Annotated in this window: 15 protein-coding genes and 2 tRNA genes; 2 read left to right on the forward strand and 15 right to left on the reverse strand. The window is 46.1% G+C overall.

Translation table 11 applies throughout. From position 1 onward, the window contains the following. The 3 genes from D570_RS0103425 to D570_RS0103435 form a co-directional block, all read right to left on the reverse strand. Positions 1 to 1,137: restriction endonuclease subunit S (locus D570_RS0103425; protein WP_018143002.1), on the reverse strand; the 1,137-nt coding region annotated here is incomplete at its 3' end. A gap of 34 nt (positions 1,138 to 1,171) precedes the next feature. Continuing rightward, positions 1,172 to 4,249: a type I restriction endonuclease subunit R gene (locus tag D570_RS0103430; RefSeq protein ID WP_018143003.1), complete on the reverse strand. Its 3,078-nt coding sequence runs from the start codon at positions 4,247 to 4,249 to the stop codon at positions 1,172 to 1,174. Positions 4,250 to 4,397: 148 nt separating this feature from the next. After that, complete coding sequence (locus D570_RS0103435; protein WP_245531860.1) at positions 4,398 to 5,243, reverse strand: GIY-YIG nuclease family protein; 846 nt, start codon at positions 5,241 to 5,243, stop codon at positions 4,398 to 4,400. A gap of 487 nt (positions 5,244 to 5,730) precedes the next feature. On the opposite strand from D570_RS0103435, the gene D570_RS0103440 reads away from it, so the two are divergent. Continuing rightward, positions 5,731 to 6,540: an ADP-ribosylglycohydrolase family protein gene (locus tag D570_RS0103440; protein WP_018143005.1), complete on the forward strand. Its 810-nt coding sequence runs from the start codon at positions 5,731 to 5,733 to the stop codon at positions 6,538 to 6,540. 583 nt (positions 6,541 to 7,123) lie between these two features. Here the strand turns inward: D570_RS0103440 and D570_RS0103445 are convergent. Together D570_RS0103445 and D570_RS0103450 are read right to left on the reverse strand one after the other, a co-directional pair. After that, a complete protein-coding gene (locus D570_RS0103445) occupies positions 7,124 to 8,299 on the reverse strand; it encodes a DGQHR domain-containing protein (RefSeq protein ID WP_018143006.1) in 1,176 nt (391 codons plus the stop codon). A gap of 24 nt (positions 8,300 to 8,323) precedes the next feature. Then, complete coding sequence (locus tag D570_RS0103450; RefSeq protein ID WP_169331217.1) at positions 8,324 to 8,659, reverse strand: HNH endonuclease; 336 nt, start codon at positions 8,657 to 8,659, stop codon at positions 8,324 to 8,326. Between the two features lie 469 nt (positions 8,660 to 9,128). On the opposite strand from D570_RS0103450, the gene D570_RS09740 reads away from it, so the two are divergent. Then, on the forward strand, positions 9,129 to 9,356 hold the full coding sequence (locus tag D570_RS09740) for an NAD(P)H-dependent oxidoreductase (RefSeq protein WP_407636339.1): 228 nt from the start codon (positions 9,129 to 9,131) through the stop codon (positions 9,354 to 9,356). A 490-nt stretch (positions 9,357 to 9,846) separates the two neighbouring features. On the opposite strand, the gene D570_RS0103460 is transcribed toward D570_RS09740, so the two are convergent. The 10 genes from D570_RS0103460 to D570_RS0103505 form a co-directional block, all read right to left on the reverse strand. Then, a tRNA-Ala gene (locus tag D570_RS0103460) sits at positions 9,847 to 9,919 on the reverse strand. A 161-nt stretch (positions 9,920 to 10,080) separates the two neighbouring features. Further along, on the reverse strand, positions 10,081 to 10,866 hold the full coding sequence (locus D570_RS0103465; RefSeq protein WP_018143009.1) for a histidine phosphatase family protein: 786 nt from the start codon (positions 10,864 to 10,866) through the stop codon (positions 10,081 to 10,083). Positions 10,867 to 10,896: 30 nt separating this feature from the next. Then, positions 10,897 to 11,307, reverse strand: coding sequence for a ribosome silencing factor (gene rsfS, locus D570_RS0103470; RefSeq protein WP_018143010.1), 411 nt, complete (start codon positions 11,305 to 11,307; stop codon positions 10,897 to 10,899). A 64-nt stretch (positions 11,308 to 11,371) separates the two neighbouring features. After that, on the reverse strand, positions 11,372 to 12,781 hold the full coding sequence (gene glmU / locus D570_RS0103475; protein WP_018143011.1) for a bifunctional UDP-N-acetylglucosamine diphosphorylase/glucosamine-1-phosphate N-acetyltransferase GlmU: 1,410 nt from the start codon (positions 12,779 to 12,781) through the stop codon (positions 11,372 to 11,374). Between the two features lie 7 nt (positions 12,782 to 12,788). After that, complete coding sequence (locus D570_RS0103480) at positions 12,789 to 13,586, reverse strand: HAD-IIA family hydrolase (protein WP_018143012.1); 798 nt, start codon at positions 13,584 to 13,586, stop codon at positions 12,789 to 12,791. A gap of 73 nt (positions 13,587 to 13,659) precedes the next feature. Beyond that, positions 13,660 to 13,730 (reverse strand) — tRNA-Gln (locus D570_RS0103485). A gap of 91 nt (positions 13,731 to 13,821) precedes the next feature. Further along, positions 13,822 to 14,850: a ribose-phosphate diphosphokinase gene (locus D570_RS0103490; protein ID WP_018143013.1), complete on the reverse strand. Its 1,029-nt coding sequence runs from the start codon at positions 14,848 to 14,850 to the stop codon at positions 13,822 to 13,824. 56 nt (positions 14,851 to 14,906) lie between these two features. Beyond that, entirely contained in the window at positions 14,907 to 15,599 is a 693-nt protein-coding gene (gene nadD, locus D570_RS0103495) for a nicotinate-nucleotide adenylyltransferase (RefSeq protein WP_245531865.1), read from the reverse strand. Between the two features lie 101 nt (positions 15,600 to 15,700). Next, a complete protein-coding gene (locus D570_RS0103500; protein WP_018143015.1) occupies positions 15,701 to 16,285 on the reverse strand; it encodes a hypothetical protein in 585 nt (194 codons plus the stop codon). After that, positions 16,285 to 17,556 (reverse strand): glutamate-5-semialdehyde dehydrogenase, encoded by a 1,272-nt coding sequence (locus D570_RS0103505; protein ID WP_018143016.1) that lies wholly within the window; start codon positions 17,554 to 17,556, stop codon positions 16,285 to 16,287. Before D570_RS0103505 ends, D570_RS0103500 begins: the two co-directional genes overlap by 1 nt. Between the last annotated feature and the right edge of the window lie 97 nt (positions 17,557 to 17,653).

Consider the following 17,653-nt stretch of genomic DNA (forward strand, 5'->3'; position numbering starts at 1 on the left):
CTTACGCTGGTGAAGGGTGATGAGGTGATCGAGGGAAGAAAGAAACTCACCAATCTTCGACTGCTCACTGCTTTTGGTTACTCGAAATGTAATCTTCGACAACACCGGAAACTTCAGATTCCATGTATCTGAGGTTAAACCTTGCGACCATCGACGAAAAATATCTAAGCTTGTTTTTTTCTTAAATAACTCCATAAAAAATTTAGTATCTAAATCGTTCAGAGGCCGTAAAACTGTGTAAGCAGGGCTTACGATTCCAAAGAAATCCGATTCTCCCACCGCACCTTGCCACATACGCATAGAGTTATAAGCTAGATCTCCTTTTCTTACAATTTTGTAATTACTTTTATCATCAGAGGACACGTTTCGTTTATCAGAGTCTTTCTGTCGAATAACACCATCGGCTATAGTTACAGACAGTAAATCTTCATCACCAGATGCTTTCTCCGTCCTCTGCTGAAATAAATCACCCAACTTACGCTGTTCCCAATCGTCAGTAAATCCCGAAAAACGAAGTTCTGGAGACTTTTCTTCATTTTTTGGGAACAATTTTGAAAGCAACGTTTTCTTCAATTTTTTGAGCGTATCTAACTTACGCTGGTGAAGGGTGATGAGATTGTCAATACTGGAAAAAAGAGTTCCAACTTGCTCTTGCTCTTGTACTGAAGGTATTACAATTTTTGTATTTATTATGTCCTTGTTATAAAGCCTTTTTATTGTACTTCCCTCGAGAGTCCACTCAGTTCTCTCATAAAAAGCCTTCAAGAATTTATCGACAAGTTTATCGTTATGGTCGAGCCAGACAATGTTAGAGTCTTGATAATAAGCCGATTCACCTTGATACTCAACTATTCTGCCAATGCTACCAGCTGCGGAAATTAATAATGCTCCAATCGACGGGAATGGATATTGCCTTCTGTATTTTTCAAATAATGAGTTAGAGATAAACGCGTCTGGTTTAGCTCCGAATGTTCCGATTTTATAAAACGGTACATCTCCCTTCTCTGCTGTTTGATGCCTATAGATGCGTCTGCACATCTCAACGGAGCCAAACTCTCCCAACTTACGCTGTTCCCAAGGGTCCGTAAAACCTTGAAATCTTATCCTCGGTTCCATTTTTTCCAGTTTTTCAGCCATGTTTCTTTCCTCAGTACCCCTTAAAATACAAAAACTATTCGTATTTCTTTATCTCATCCGCTAGCTCATAAATTGCCGTTCTAAACATGTTTCGATATCTAATCTTCGACAGTTCTGCGATGTCTGGAGCAGCAAGTTCTTTGAAGTAATCCTGAGCAGACCGCAAAATATCATCGATCTGGTTTTGCTTATCCAGGTCCTTCATACCTACGCGATGCCTACTGATGAGACTCTCCAGTTGGTGAGGTGTGATCGTGTTGTCCAATCCCCACTTTCGAATGAAGTTCGCAGACACACGGAGCACGGATTGGCTTTGAGCTTCATCCATCGCATCATTCATTCTTGCCGTATCTCGAGGAGCTGGATACGGCAAAGCATATTCCTTGGAATACACACGGTCCACAAACTGGTGAAGTTTCGCTTTCTCTGAATCACTCTCGGACTTAGCAATTTCATAACCGATATCTTCACGTAGCTGCGATGCAGACTCCATATCATCGTCATGAATTGCATCAGACATTTGTGCTATCAATTCCGTGAGGTAATCATAGTTGATAATGACCTCAGTAATGCGCACCATTTCCAGCTCAACCATGGAGATATCAGGCTCCTCAGTTCCTCCCAAAGGTTCTGGGTCAGTGCCTTGCTTTAGGCCATCGAAGATGAAAGTAGTGAGATTGACCTCCTGCTCAGGGGTGAGACCGATTCGATTGTAGAAATCTTCAGGGTTGCCCGTAGCCGAAACTTCGTTGCCTTCGTCATCCTTCGTATACTGCTTCATCTTACTGAGCAAAGTACTGTAGTTGCGTAGAAGATCAACAGCGTCCGCTCTATCCTTTTCACCATTCGGGATATCCGTAAAGTTGCGTGTTAATGTTCGTAGCTTATTCACGGTATCCTGTATTTGCTCTTGAACAACGCTAAACTTTACAGAAAGCACACCGTTATTAGCAAGCGTTTGAGAGTCAAGTCCATCCAGCTCACCTTGCTCTCCCTGCTGTCGGTTGGAGTATTTCAGGAGAGCATCATTCATTTCCTCTTCATTTTGCTTTGGCCATCGGTAATTAACCACATTGCCCCAAGGCTTATCGAGGATATTATGCATTCGATTAGTCCTCGAGTATGCCTGAATCAAATTTGCACCCTTAAGCGTGCGGTCCACATACAAAGTGTTCAGTTCTGGAGCATCAAATCCAGTTAGAAGCTGATCTACCACAATTGCCAGATCAAGATACCTACCATCAGCCGAGGTTTTATTGAGCCTGCGAGCCAAATCCTCAGTGTACTGTTTAGCGCTCTTCCGCTCGAAAGCCGTGCCAAACATCGCATTGTATTGAGCCATAGCGAAATCCAAACCCTCATTAGTTGGAAGCTGGTTCTCACCATTGGAGGTATCCACCGAGAAGCTTACAGCGACTTTGAGTCGCTCATCTGCTGGCCGCTTCGCATTCTCTTCAAGGAATTTATGAAAATACTGCATGGCACGAGGCGTGGAAGGTTTATGCCCTCCCACATGCACAGTAAGCAGAGCATTGTATTTACGATTATTCGAGCGCTGATTCCAGTATTTGAAGATATCCTGCACTACAAGATTAAGATGCTCCGGAGAGGTATCATAAACGCTTTCTTTCTTGTCGTCATCAATTTCTTCGGCGGTAGGATTGTCCTTGGTCTTGATGGTCTCTTTAAATTCCACGTTGAAGCCCAGCACATTCTTATCTGCAATGGCTTCCCTGATCGTATAGGTGTGCAGCACGTTGCCGAAAATCTTTTGAGTTTCAGGGAATTTTGGAGTTCCTGTATAGCCCACCCATGCAGACTGAGGAATAGCCTTACGAATATTTTGGAGCATACTTTCGTTATCTGAGCGTTCACTTGTGGAGCGGTGAGCCTCATCCACGATGAAAAGAATGTTACCTTTCACAAACGGGCTAAATTTTTCATGGGACACGTACCGAGCCATCTTTTGGATACTTGTCACGATGATATTCTTATCGGTTCTGCGCATAAGTTTCCTGTGCAAATCCGAAATATTAGCAGTATCTGCGATGACGCCACTGGTGAAATCGTTGTTGTCCGGATCGTACGCTTGATAAGCGCTCACAGTCTGGTTTGTTAGCGCAATTCGGTCCACTAAAAAGATGACCTTGTCCACATTTGGCAAAAGACTTGCAAGCCAAGCCGTTTTAAAGCTTGTAATGGTCTTTCCACTCCCGGTCGTATGCCAGACATAGCCAAGCTTGCCGTTTCCGGAGCTGAAGTCGTACCCACGCACCTTGTCTAGGACTCGCTTCGTGGCATACACCTGGTAAGGACGCATGACTTTGATGCTCTGCTTATTTCGAGTGCCATCCAACACCATAAAACGCGTTGCCATATCATGCGCCATCGGAATGGACAACACCTTGTCAGCAAACTCCTTCCACGAGTGCACACGCGTGGAGTCATTTTCATTTTGCCAATTGAAGGCAAAGGCTTTATTAAACAGAGCACGAGTCGTATTCGCCATGTAACGGATATCATTTGGCGTCATTGCGATGAGGATTTGAAGCGTAGAGAAAATATCCCCGTACTGACGTTCCGCAATGTATTGCTCCATCTGGTTGAGAGCTTCACGACTAGAATGCATGGCCTGTTTGAGCTCAATCTGGATAATCGGCAAACCATTAATCAGTAAAGTTACATCAAAACGTCTGTCCGGTTTTCCATCAATTACAGAAGGACGCTCGATTTGATTGACAACTTGGTAAACCGTATTTCCGCCACCTACTTGAGCCTGATCAAAGACCTGCAAATAAGCATCTTCGCCGTTGTCTAAATGTACAAGCACTTCGGACACACCATTCGTACCGTAAAGGAATTGCCCCGCTTGGAATGGTGTAGACAGCTTCGTAATTTCCCTCTTCACCTGGCTAAACTCAGCATCAGATAAAGGCGCATCTAAACGTGCTCTATTGTTTTGTTCAAGAATTCTCTTAAAATTCGCCCAGAGCTGCTGAGTGGTTTTGATCTCAGGCGAATACTGCCACTGCTTCACACCACCAATTTGTGTGAGGTGCTCGATTAGTTGGCGTTCGAATTCTAGTTCTGGCACACCCTTGAAATCGCCCATGATCCTTAACCTTCTTTAATCTTCTTTAGAGTACTCTTTAAGATCCTAGCCGCACATCACGGCATTCCTGCGAAAATGGAGCGTGTTGAGTGAGGCCCAAAGTGTTGAGTCTCACACGGCTATAGCTTTTTATTTTCAAGATTTACGCTTACTTCTCAGACTCCAGTTCTCCAAGCGTTTTGCCCTCAAGCGTTTTCCACATAACATTGCCGCTCAGTGAAGAACCGCCTACGAAGCACGCGGCAGCGGATGGACTACTAAAGAGCAGATCTTTCATAAGTCTTCCATCAGAGTCGATATGTACAGAATATTTCTCTCTCAACTTCCGAATATTTTTCCCTACACTCTGCTTAAGTTCCTTCGACGGCTTGCTTCCTGCACGCACCACAAAGCCTTCGGTTGTCCTCTGTCCCGTAGCTTCGGCTCTGCTAGTGTGGAAATACAACAAGGTTTCCGAATCATCAGATTCTGCTCTCGCATTTTCAACTTTTCTGGTAATGAGCGGTTCAAAAACTTTGTAACCCAAAGCGCCAATAACCAGCTTGGAATACTCGATAAATTCTTCTAATTCGCTTTCCTTTTCCTCCGTGATATTTCCTTGAGTCGGATCATTACCATTCATGACCTCATAACGGTCTGCTGTGATGGCTAAATTGCGGAAACGATTTTCAAGATAGCTGATCTCCGTCGGCCCAAAAGAGTTATTCGACGTAGTTAAAGCTACAGCTTCGGTCCACCAGTCCTTACTCGAACTGCGTTTATGCTCCTGCCAGCGGTTCAGTAAACCCTGACCATTCTTGCGTACACCTGCCTGTCCGATGTACACGACAGGGTCGCCAGTATCATCTGATACGCCGAAAAGTAGGTAAACACCCGTCTGCTGCAAATATGCGATTTCCCGAGCTTTGTCTAGCATCGTACGCGGAATCTTATATGCCACACCTGTCCAATTTGCCAAGGTACATTTAATACGCCCATTTGGATCGCTGTCCATGAGAAACAGGTTAATCGACTTGCCGACCATCAAAAATCTCCGTAGTAGCTTCATATTGCACTTTTTACAAAACTACTTTTCATCATAGAAGCAGAATTTTAAATCGGATTGCAAAATTGGAAAATTCTAGCCTGCGCTTTTCCAGAGTTTCAAGATCTAGCGTGCCCTTTCCTATAAATAGCTCCGTTTGAAGTTTGAAAGCCTAATACTGGGAAGAAGCGTGCACACAGCACAATCCATACAATGACGTATGACATTAAAGAGATTCTATAGCACCAAGAAATGAACTATAGCTAAACTGCTACACCTGAGGCGGAATTATTTTATTTCAAAGGACCAAATAAAACAATCCTGTGGTACTCAAACTATATGTACCAGCATCGAAAATCATTGATGCTCGATAGCATGGGATATAGAAACTTACTATGTCAAGAGGTAATTCCCATTACCCACTCTTTAATTTACAAACTGAGATACGAGGTATGAGATGATTGGGGCTATCGTTGGAGATATTGCAGGGTCGCGCTTTGAAATTAAAAACTATAAGGCGAAAGATTTTGAATTTCTTTCTGATAAATGTCGCTACACAGATGATTCCGTGATGTCCCTTGCCATTTGTGAGGCATTGCTGAATTCTGATGCAGACTACAGCGATCTATCCGAGCAAGCACAAAACTCCATGAAGAACCTTGTAATCCAATTTCCTTGGAAGGGCTACGGTCAAAACTTTATACAATGGGCAATGAATCCAAAACCTGAACCCTATGGCAGCTATGGCAACGGAGCAGCCATGCGTGTAAGCGGCTGCGGATACGTCGGAAATACAATAGATGAAGTTAAGAAACTCTCTGAAGCTGTTACTTGCGTAACACACAATCATCCTGAGGGAATCAAAGGTGCCGAAGCCACTGCTGTAGCGGTATTTCTCGCTCGAACCGGGGAAAGTAAAAGCGCAATTAGAGAGTATATCCAAAATTCTTACTATCCACTCGACTTCACACTTGATGGTATACGCGAAACATACAAGCCTAACCAGAGCTGCCAAGGCACTGTCCCACAGGCAATAGTTGCTTTCTTAGAATCAGACTCTTTTGAAGACGCTATCAGAAATGCCATTTCCATCGGCGGCGACAGCGATACGATTGCTGCAATCGCGGGTTCGATTGCTGAACCATACTATGGGGTGCCACGCGAGATTAGAGAAAGAACAATAGAATTTCTAGACCCAAGTCTTCTCGAAATACTTTCGAGATTTGAAGAAGTGTATCCGCCGAAAATAATTCAAGATAAAGACTGAGAGTGACATTCGCACAATCACTTTTTCGAAGGCTAAGAGCCCGTTAGGTTTCAACTTTTTATCGGGCTCTCTTTAGTTAATTCTTCTTTAGATTCTGTAATACATCCGGAAAGACCAGAAAAAGCACTAGATAAAGAGGTGTGATAACGGCGACAAATAATCAGATAAATCAAAAAATGCACATATTTGTGCGATGCTGCATCCTAGCAAAGGGAAAGTCTAATACGTCAGATTAAACAATCCGCTGATGAAACTACCGACAGAAGAACACGATAAGCCCTTTGGTACTATGAACCCTGCGTGAATCGATTACCACCAAGAACACACATATACACAGACCTAGGACGCTATCATCAACAGCAATAAGAAACATATGACAAACTCAGCCGAAGCGGCGTCAGCGTCAACCAGACGCATTTCGTACCACCGACCGAAGCCTTAAAACCAGACACACAACTGGCATGCGGTCTAAACATCATTGAAATACAAAATAAACCGCACCCATTGTAATCCGGATATGTTCATTAATAAAACCTAATATGTTAGAGTGCGGTTCATTTTACAATCAAGGAACAAGAACCAGTTAAAAGCCCAGAGGATCAAAGGTATTCGTAGTAAGATCCTTTAAACGACTCGACCAGTCCTTAGCAAGAGCTGCCGTTGGAGTCTCGCCTGCAAATGGATTTTGACCCAGATTTTTGAGATATTGACTTTCAGGATTAAATAAATCGACTGGCTCCATCCCATTATATGCAAACAGTTGTTTTAATGTTGAAGAAACATATTGCTTATTTATAAATTTATTTTCATCCTGAGCATGCCTATAAAATTCTGGAAGCATCTTAATCATAAATCTGAATCCGGAAATTTTGGTGAACGCACCTACTGCCCTATCATCCGACAAAATCTCATACCCAACCGCTTCTTCCCAACCAGATAGATACTCTGATATTAATTTCAGCATTTTTTGATCATCTAACTCTGGTGTTTTATAATCAGCGTCCCCTCTTTGAGGATAATTAGCTGACTCAGATTCAGCCGCTTTAGGCCTGTATGCGCATTCATGTATGATATCCTCTTTATTTAAAATAGAAATTACTTGCTTCGCCTTGAAACCATGACGAACCTTTTCAGAACCCATTATTATTTTCCCTCTTAACGGTGAAACACTCTCTGTATTAAGCAGTTCAACAACAGAATGGTAAAGCCGCTCGTCTGTACGAAGCATTCCCAAGACACTTCTAAACCACAGCAGCAAGTTCTGATCAACGCTTTTCTGTTTCTCATTTGTATTTTTAAAAATCATCCGTCTTTCTCTCAAAGTCGGGACAATATACATTGCAAAGTGCATTTCAAACTCAGCATTATCGGGCAGTTTATTAAACTCTGGCAAGAACGCAAAAAGTCGATGTTGTCCATCCATAATGTCAAATGTGTCTTTATACAGCTCAAATTCTTCGGCGGTCTCTGGAAAATCCATGTAGTACAAATCTAAACCTTGGATTGAATTGTCTTCAACAGGCCGTACTGACAATTTCTCCTTAACTTTCGTCCCAATGACGATGGATGTGGAGAGGGATCCAGTCTTTACAAATTCAGCAATTTCTTCAACACGTTTCTTGTTTATTGGCCTTTGAGCCTCCTGAGTGCTCTCAAATTCAGCTTTAGTAGCTAATCTTACCAAGTCTTTTGCTGGGAGCTTCCCAAGGTAAAATCGAACCTTACCTTGAACAACCTTCTGCAAAAATATTCTTTTCATAATGTTCCCTTTCGTGTTTCTTGTTTAGAAATCTATCTTTTTCCCTTTTGCATGATTGCAATGAGCACAAAGCATCTGGAAATTATCATCTAGATGGTCACCCACATATACAAATGGAACCTTATGATCTAAATGACTCTGCAAACCTATGCGCCGACCACACATGACACATAAGCCGTTCTGTTCTAAGAGCAACTTCTTCCGCACACTTACATCAATCTGTTTCCTCGAGGATTGTTTATCTAAAAATGCGGTAACTAATTTCAACATATCAGCCGCTTCATGATCAGATAATTCATAATGCTGTTCTCTTTTAATCAGCTCTTTAATCGAATGCTCCTTACTTGGTGAATTCGCCAAAATATTCCTCAATTTCCTCTGGGACTCCGGGGAAGAATTTCTACTACAAAAAACCTGAAATCGCTTCAATAACTGTGGATCATAATTGCTAGATCTTTGTTCTTTCATTTAAGCTCCGTTGCTCGTTGTCTATATCCACAATTCTATGACTTGAATTTCTTGTTTACAAAAAACACTCTAATTTTTTAGATCTATTTTCTCTATTTTCGTTCAAACATCGTTTTGAAAAGCGGCATAGTCTGTGTAACAGCAGCTACATCAACCATCGAAACAACAGCCCGTAAAATTGTGCACTGCAAAACACACCAACAGTTTCAAATAGTGGGCTTCAGAACCCATTTTTTCTTAAGCACGCACCAACAAGTATGCTGATAAACATTAACTCTGAGAAGTTGAAAGTACTAATATGTATGAAATTTCAGAGAAAGAGGTTACTTAATTAATTGCTAATTTAAACATTTTAACAACTATTAGTTCAAAGGTTTTTACTGCAGGAGGCTCAAGCAGCTCTTACGCCCCTAACGGCAACATGGGCATAACACCCGAAGATATAGTAAAGCCTTATGTGACTAGCTTTGACTACTGTCACATGGACTATCTCGGCACCGTATTTAGTGGCGATATGTTTGCTTCAAGTGATTTAACTCAGCGAGCTGAGAAACATGTACAGAAGATTGCTGAATTGATTGAAAGATAAGACTCCATGACTTATTAAAGACAAGTCCGGAATTCGCACACCCGAATTCCGGACTTGTCTTTAATATCGAACTGTATATCAGCTAGTCAGATTATCTGAGCCAGAACCACTACCTAACTCCCGAAATATCAGCACAAACTTTCTAAGCCTACTGTCTAAAGACTGTCGTTGATTTACAATGCTCATCTTCGCCGTAGGCTCTCTAACTGCGGAAATGTGGTCTGTTCTCAATCCTTCTCAGACAAAGCTATGATTTATCGCTGAGATTTTGACCAACTTTCCAGCATTCCCAAAGGATAATTGCCGAAATAGTCAATGATATGACGCTGAGTATGAATCCCATATTTCTCACCTGGCCTTCTGACCTTTACGTGGTGTGAATATTGCATCACCTTAGAATAATTATACGTCTGATGATTTTTGAGAGAATCGAGGACACGAAAATAAAAAGAAGGCTCGTCCGGTGGAATGAATGGACGAACCTTCTGAGTGGAGCTAACGGGATTCGAACCCGTGACCCCCTGCATGCCATGCAGATGCGCTACCAGCTGCGCCATAGCCCCAAAAACGTTTCTACTATACACAAGAAAAACCAATGGCGCAAACGTGTTGCGCCATTTTTTTAAAATTCTTTTTTAATTTGCCTACGTTCGCGCACGGTACTGCCTAAAACATACCTAGGCATATATCACCGCAAACCGCGAACTTTCAACCGTCGCAGACCCTACAATTCAGGATTATCCCAATCCGTTGTGTACGCAATCGCAGGACCATGACCGTAGTCTATAAGGCGATAACGTTCCGAACCGTCCGGCATGTCGAAAAGCATCATGCGGGTCCAGAAACCATTGCGCATGCTGACCAAATCCGCGAATTCCTTATGAAAATCGCTCCAACCCATCAGCGTGTGCACCACTTGGTTGATCCACGCACCATGCGTAAACACAAACAAATCCGTGTCAGAGTCCACCTTGTGTGCCCACTCATCGACGGCTTGTGCACCGCGCTTGCCTACCTCAGCTTTAGGCTCTGCCCCATGCTTGAGCTCACCATCGCCGAAGTTTCGCCAGCTTTCAAAGTCTTGCGGCCAGCGCTGCTGCATCTCCGTCACAGGCATACCTTCAAGCTCACCAAAACCGCGCTCTTTGACGCGATCATCCGTGTGAATCTCCAAATCCAAGCCATCCGAAAAAGCGTGGGCAGTTTGCTGTGCACGACCTAAAGGAGATGCCACTACGAGCTGCGAGCGCGATTCGAAAGGATTCACATACAATTTCTGCAAATCCTCAGCCGTATGCTGCACCTGCCACTCGCCCACATGGTCCAGCGGGATGTCAATCTGCCCTTGCAAACGATGTTCCGCATTGTAGCGTGTGCGACCATGGCGAATCAGGGTGACAAAACGCGCATGATTCACATCTTTTTGAGATGTGGCGGTGATGTCGTTCAACGATGAGCTTGCAGTCAGTGACATGTCATTTGTATCTGCTTTATCTGCCATTTTCGCCATCAATTCTTGAATTTCTTAAATTACGATTTATTAGTCTTCGATGTCGTCATTCTCAGCATCATCGTCATCTTCTGCACGCTCGGGAAGCTGCAGGTCGATGCGAGGGCAATCCTTCCACAAACGTTCCAAATCGTAGAAGTCACGCGAATCCTGATCCATGACATGCACCACGATGTCACCGAAATCCAGTAAAACCCACTGGCCTTCATCCAAGCCTTCACGTTCGCGAGGATTCATACCCATCTGCAAGTGCAATTGCTTTTCAATTTCCTCCGCGATAGACAAGACGTGACGAGGAGAGGAGCCGGTGGCAATGAGGAAGATATCCGTCAAACCCAATGGTTCGGAGACATCAAAAGCGACGATATCTTCGCCCTTAGCCTCGTCTGCGCCCAAAGCAGCTACGCGTGCGGCATCGATTGATTCTTTAAAAGCAGTCAATTTATTAAATCCTTAAAGTAAACCCATTGTCGAACATTCAGTCATATTCATTCTATCGAATGGACTAATTCTTCTTTTCGGTATCCGCGGAATTACGCTCCCAGGCTGGCTTCCAATTTTCTACCACATTCTGGGTGTTTTCCGAGTACACCATGGCATCGTCCGGCACATCGTGACGAATAACAGAACCGGAGCCGGTTGTGACATTATCGCCCACAGTGACAGGAGCGACAAACATATTGCCTGCCCCCACATGCACATTAGCGCCAATTTCCGTATGCAACTTGTGCACGCCATCGTAATTTGCCGTAATAGTTCCACCGCCGATATTGGTGTGGTGTGCAATATGTGCATCGCCCACATAGCTCAAGTGTGGAACTTTGGTGCCCTCGTCGATGATGGCTTTCTTCATCTCCACGAAGGCACCCGCCTTAGAGCCCTTGCCCAGCTCGTTTCCAGGGCGCAGATACGTCCATGGGCCGATATTGGCTTCAGGTCCGATATGAGTTTTTTCTACCCGAGAGCGCTCCACCTGTGCGCCTTCATCGATAGTCGCATCAATCAGCGTGGTGTAAGGACCAACCACAGCATTGGCTGCTACTCGAGTTTCACCCTGAAGGTAGGATCCTGGCAAAATAACGGCATCGGCTTCGAGCGTTACATCGTCATCAATCCACGTGGTTTCAGGGTCGAGAATGGACACGCCTTCGCACATCCAATACTCACAAATCTCTAAATTGTGTGCTTTTGCCAGCTTTGAAAGCTGTACTCTATCGTTGACACCCTCTACACGTAGCGGATTATCAACGGTAACAATGCCCACTTTGCCTATCTCACGAGCATTGGTGAGGGCATCGGTGAGATAAAACTCTCCTTGCGCATTGGAAGAGTTCAGCTTTTCAATAGACTGCAGAAGTACACGCGCATCGAAAGCGTACACAGAGGTATTTACCTCGTGGACAGCGAGTTCGCTCTCGGTGCCATCTTTTTGCTCTACAATGCGCACAAAACCGCCAGCAGAATCGCGAATAATGCGACCATATCCAAAAGGATTGTCGAGTTTGCAGCTCAGAATCGTCGCCACATTGGCACTTGCCTCGTGTGTGGAGACCAGATTCGTCAAGGTTTCGCCATCGAGCATAGGCATGTCGCCTGCCACGATGAGTACGGTGCTCACAAGAGAGCCCTTATTTTTGAGCTCATCCATAGCGCACTGCACGGCTCGTCCGGTGCCCGGCATGTCATCTTGGTGTACGATAACGGCATCAGCATTGTAGCTGAGCGCTGCTGCGGACACCTTTTCAGCCTCATGACGCACAACTACGGCCACGGTTTGTGGCTCGGTGGCTGCTACGGCATTGAGCACACGCTGGAGAAATGTCTTTCCTGCCAAGCTGTGCAAAACCTTCGGTGTGGCAGACTTCATGCGTGTGCCTTCACCTGCTGCTAATACGACTGCTGCGTTAATGCTCATACGAGCCCTACTCCTCTACTTCGCCGCTTTCGGCAATAGGAATCAAGTCACCGATGGAATCAACCACGTGACTTGGGCGGAATGGATAAGCTTCCACCTGATCCTTGGTGGTGACACCGGTCAAGGTCAAGAAGGTGTGCAAACCAGCTTCCACGCCTGCAATCACATCCGTATCCATACGATCGCCAATCATGGCGGTGGTTGCAGAGTGTGCACCCACGCGGTTCAAAGCGGTACGGAACATAATTGGGTTTGGCTTACCAATGAAGTATGGTTCGCGGCCCGTTGCATTTGTAATCAAGGCTGCAACAGCGCCGGTGGAAGGCAAAATACCCTGATCGCTTGGGCCTGCATTATCTGGATTTGTGCAGATGAAACGCGCTCCGTCCAAAATCAAGCGAATAGCCTTCGTAATAGCTTCGAAGGAGTACGTACGGGTTTCACCCAAAATCACATAATCTGGGTTGCGATCGGAAAGAATGTAGCCAGCTTCATGCAAAGCTGTAGTTAGGCCTGCTTCACCGATAACGTAAGCAGAGCCGTGAGGGATGGTCTGAGAAACAAACTGAGCTGTGGCCAGAGCCGAAGTCCAGATGTACTCTTCAGGGATGTCAATGCCTGACAGCTTCAAACGTGCAGACAAGTCACGTGGAGTGTACATAGGGTTGTTTGTCAAAACCAAGAAACGACGATTGTTGTCGCGCAAGGCTTGGATAAATTCAGGAGCTCCTGGTAAAGCACGTTGTTCGTGAACAAGCACGCCATCCATATCTGTTAGCCATGTATCAATTTTATGCGTTGTCACTTGAGTAACCTTTCTTATAAACGAAAAAGCCGACGCCTCAGCAGATTTTGCTGGACGCCGGCCTCCCCAGCAGCTCCCCCACCTAGATTCGAACTAAGACTAAGGGTTCCAAAGACCCGTGTGCTGCCATTACACCATGGGGGAATATCCACTAAGAAACTGTACCACAGTGTTGAAACTTTAGTAACAACGACATGTCGATGACTTAGCGAAAGCCCTTTAAACTCAAGGTGGTTTAACCGAACTGGAACTGACCTTGATGGTGTGTTGGATAGTTTTCGAAGATGCTTGCCATCGAATTATCTTCGAAGACAGCACGAATACCAGAAGCAAGCAATGGTGCGATGCTCAGTACCGTCAAACCATCCCAGCGCTTTTCCTTAGGCACTGGCACGGTGTCCGTAATGACGACTTCGCGAGCGCCGCAATTCTTCAAACGCTCTACAGCAGGATCAGACAGCACGCCGTGCGTAGCCACGACAGTGACAGACTTTGCGCCAGAATTCAAGATGACCTGGCAAGCGTCCACAATGGTGCCGCCGGTATCAATCAAATCATCGACGAGCACGCAATCCTTACCTTCGACGTCACCGACCACGCGGTTGGCGACAGAGTGATTTGGACGGGTGATATCGCGGGTCTTGTGTACGAAGGACAATGGTGCACCGCCCAAGCGCTGAGCCCACTGCTCTGCCACCTTAATACGGCCAGCATCTGGAGATACAACGGCTACATTAGTCAAGTCTAGGCAGTCACGCACATAATCTACGAGTACTGGCATAGCCTGCAAATGGTCTACCGGGCCATCGAAGAAGCCCTGAGACTGGGCAGCATGCAAATCCACAGACATAATGCGGTCTGCGCCCGCCGTACGCATCAAATCGAAGACCAGACGTGAGGAAATAGGCTCGCGACCCTGATGCTTCTTATCCTGACGGGAGTATGGCATCAATGGGCATACAGCCGTGATGGAGTTTGCGGAAGCACGCTTGAGAGCATCAATCATAATGAGCTGCTCCATAATGTGCTTGTTTGTAGGATCTGTGGCAGTTTGCAACACGAAAACATCTGCACCACGCACAGACTGCGTGTAGCGCACATACATTTCGCCGTTTGCAAAGTCGTACAGAGTAGTTTCGAGAACATCTACACCGAGTTCATTCGCTACATCTAACGCCAGTTTAGGATGAGAACGACCGGTAACTAAAATAAGATTTTTGTCAGGCTTACCTTCGAGGACTGCACTCACAGAAACTCCAACCATTTGACGGATAGCATTGCTTTGATTTAATCGTATCTGTAATTATTGACACAAATTTATTAGGAGTTTTGCAATAACTTTGCGTACAAGCCGTGCTTGCTGATGTATTGCACTACTCCATCAGGGACGAGGTACCACACAGGTTCGCCTGCGTTGGACCGGCGACGGATATCCGTGGAAGAAATAGCCAAGGCTGGAATTTCTAACACATCCACCGCATCTTCCGGCACATCTAGATTACTCTTATCCATGGTATAACCCGGACGCGTGACGCCGACAAAATGCGCCAAATCCCACATCTTATCTGCATCTTTCCATTTCATAATCTCCGCCAAAGCGTCCGCTCCAGTGATAAAGAACAAATCTGCGTGCGGGCGCACGGCACGGATATCGCGCAACGTATCGATGGTATAGGTGATGCCCGGGCGTTCAATATCTACACGCGATACGGTAAATCGTGGATTGGAAGCGGTGGCAATCACGGTCATAAGATAGCGATCTTCCGGATTGGTCACAGCTTTGTGTTGCTTGAAAACCGGGCGGCCCGTGGGCACGAAGATGACCTCGTCGAGGTCATACACCCACGCTACTTCGGAGGCGGCTACCAAGTGGCCATTATGGATAGGGTCAAAAGTGCCACCCATAATGCCAACGCGAGGGCGTTCATGAATGCTACCCTGCTCGGATCTGCGTTTGAGAGACAATCGCGAAGGATCGTTGACGGCAGAAGGCGTTGCTGGGATTTGAGCCATAGTGCGGTCTACGCTAGTGCGGCCCATGCTGGTGAGATCCATACTAGTGCTATCGCTCAGGTCCGCGCCTGCGTTCTGCTCTGGCTGTAAAGATATCTCGTTCATTGATGATCCGTGGAGTTATCTGCTGGAGTGGAGCTTTCTGGAGAACTTTCAGACGCCGTTTCCATACTCTGCTGATCCGTATTTGTCTGGCTCTCCTCCGTCTCCTTTTGCTCATCCAAGCGGGACTGCATTTCTTCTTCCCACTGCTGCTGCACATAACGGCGAATTTCCGCATATGTAGGCAAAAGGAAGCCTGGCTGATATGCCTTCCTCACCTGTGCCACATTTTCGCTGATATGAATTAAGGTATCCGCCATAGTCGCCGTGTCATTATCCAGCTCGGCCTGCCTAAACACGGAAATACGCTTTTCAATTTGCATGACAAAATCGGCAATCGCTTCTGTATTATCCGGCGTCACGACGTCTGCCGCATCCGTTTCCGGCCAACCAAGCAGCACAGCATCCGAATACTCCAGCGCACTGCGTTCTGGCACTTGTGGGATGCCATCTTCGATAGACACGACAAATACGTAGCGCACCGTGCTCAAACGCTCGGCGGCAACGCGCAGCAGTGTGCGAGGCGTTTCTTCCTCGGCGGCAATGAGCTCCTCAAGGGAGGTGGTGGTATTTACTAAGGCCATTAGTCGCGCACCTGTCCTGTGCCATAGCCCACCCAGTGCGTGGTGGTCAGCGCTTGCAATCCCATTGGGCCGCGCGCATGCATTTTCTGAGTTGAAATGCCCAGCTCCGCGCCAAAGCCGAATTGTCCACCATCGGTAAAGCGCGTCGACGCGTTGACCATTAATACAGCACTGTCGACGTTGCGCGTAAATTCCTCGATGGCTGAGTAATTTTCGCTAACGATAGCCTCCGTGTGCTTGGTGGAGTGTGCATTAATATGTGCAGTTGCTTCTTCCAAACTGTCAACCACCCGAATGCCGAGGATATAGTCCAAATATTCGGTATCCCAATCCTCGTCTTCTGCGTGCTCGACCTCAAAACCAGCGCTATGGATAATATCGTATGCACGCTCATCTGCGCGCAGGCGTACATTGAATTCCTTCAGACTTTCAGCCACCAATGGCAAGAAGGCCTGTGCCACAGCCGAGTGGACGATTAGCTTTTCCGCCGTATTGCAGGTGCCCACGCGCTGGGTCTTGGAGTTGATAATAATAGGCAATGCCTTGGTAAAGTCTGCGCTTTCATCGATGTAAATATGCACATTTCCAGCGCCAGTTTCGATGACCGGAACCTTTGCATTGTCCGCAATATACTGAATGAGGCGGGCACTGCCGCGTGGCACGAGCAGGTCGATATAACCACGAGCCTGCATCATCGCCTGTGCACCTTCACGGCCGAAGGCGTCTACAGAACTGACCAAAGCATCATCCACGTTATGGCTCTTCAAAGCTTCCGAAATGACGCGTAACGTGGCTGCATTCGTTTTCTCGGCAGCGTGGCCTCCGCGGATAATGACGGCATTTCCAGACTTTAACGCCAGAGCTACCACATCCACGGTGACGTTTGGTCGAGCTTCATAAATCATACCCACCACGCCCATCGGCACGCGGGACTGGATAAGGCGCATGCCATTATCCATATCGATGCCGCGCACGACTTCACCTACTGGGTCTGGAAGTTCCGCCACCTTGCGCATACCTTCGGCGCTGGAACGCACGCGATCCGCGTTAAAAAGCAAACGATCCAAAAGACCGGCGCTCATACCTTCTGCGCGAGCGGCCTGCATATCCTGAGCATTAGCGTCTTCAATTTCTTGAGCATGAGCTACTAAAGCATCGCTGATTGAAAGCAGTAAAGCATTTTTCTGCTTCGTTGTCATCTTCTCCAGCACACGCTGAGCGGCGCGAGCGGCAAGAGCCTGACTTTGTACGGATTGCATTGTGTCTGTCATGAGTCTCATTGTATGCGACCCGTAGCACATTGTGGGCAGGTTTCACGTTAAAATCAATATAAATCCTGCGACCAGTCTGGCCCAAAGATGTGGTACG

The organism is Alloscardovia criceti DSM 17774, assembly GCF_000376885.1.
GTDB classification, from domain to species: domain Bacteria; phylum Actinomycetota; class Actinomycetes; order Actinomycetales; family Bifidobacteriaceae; genus Alloscardovia; species Alloscardovia criceti.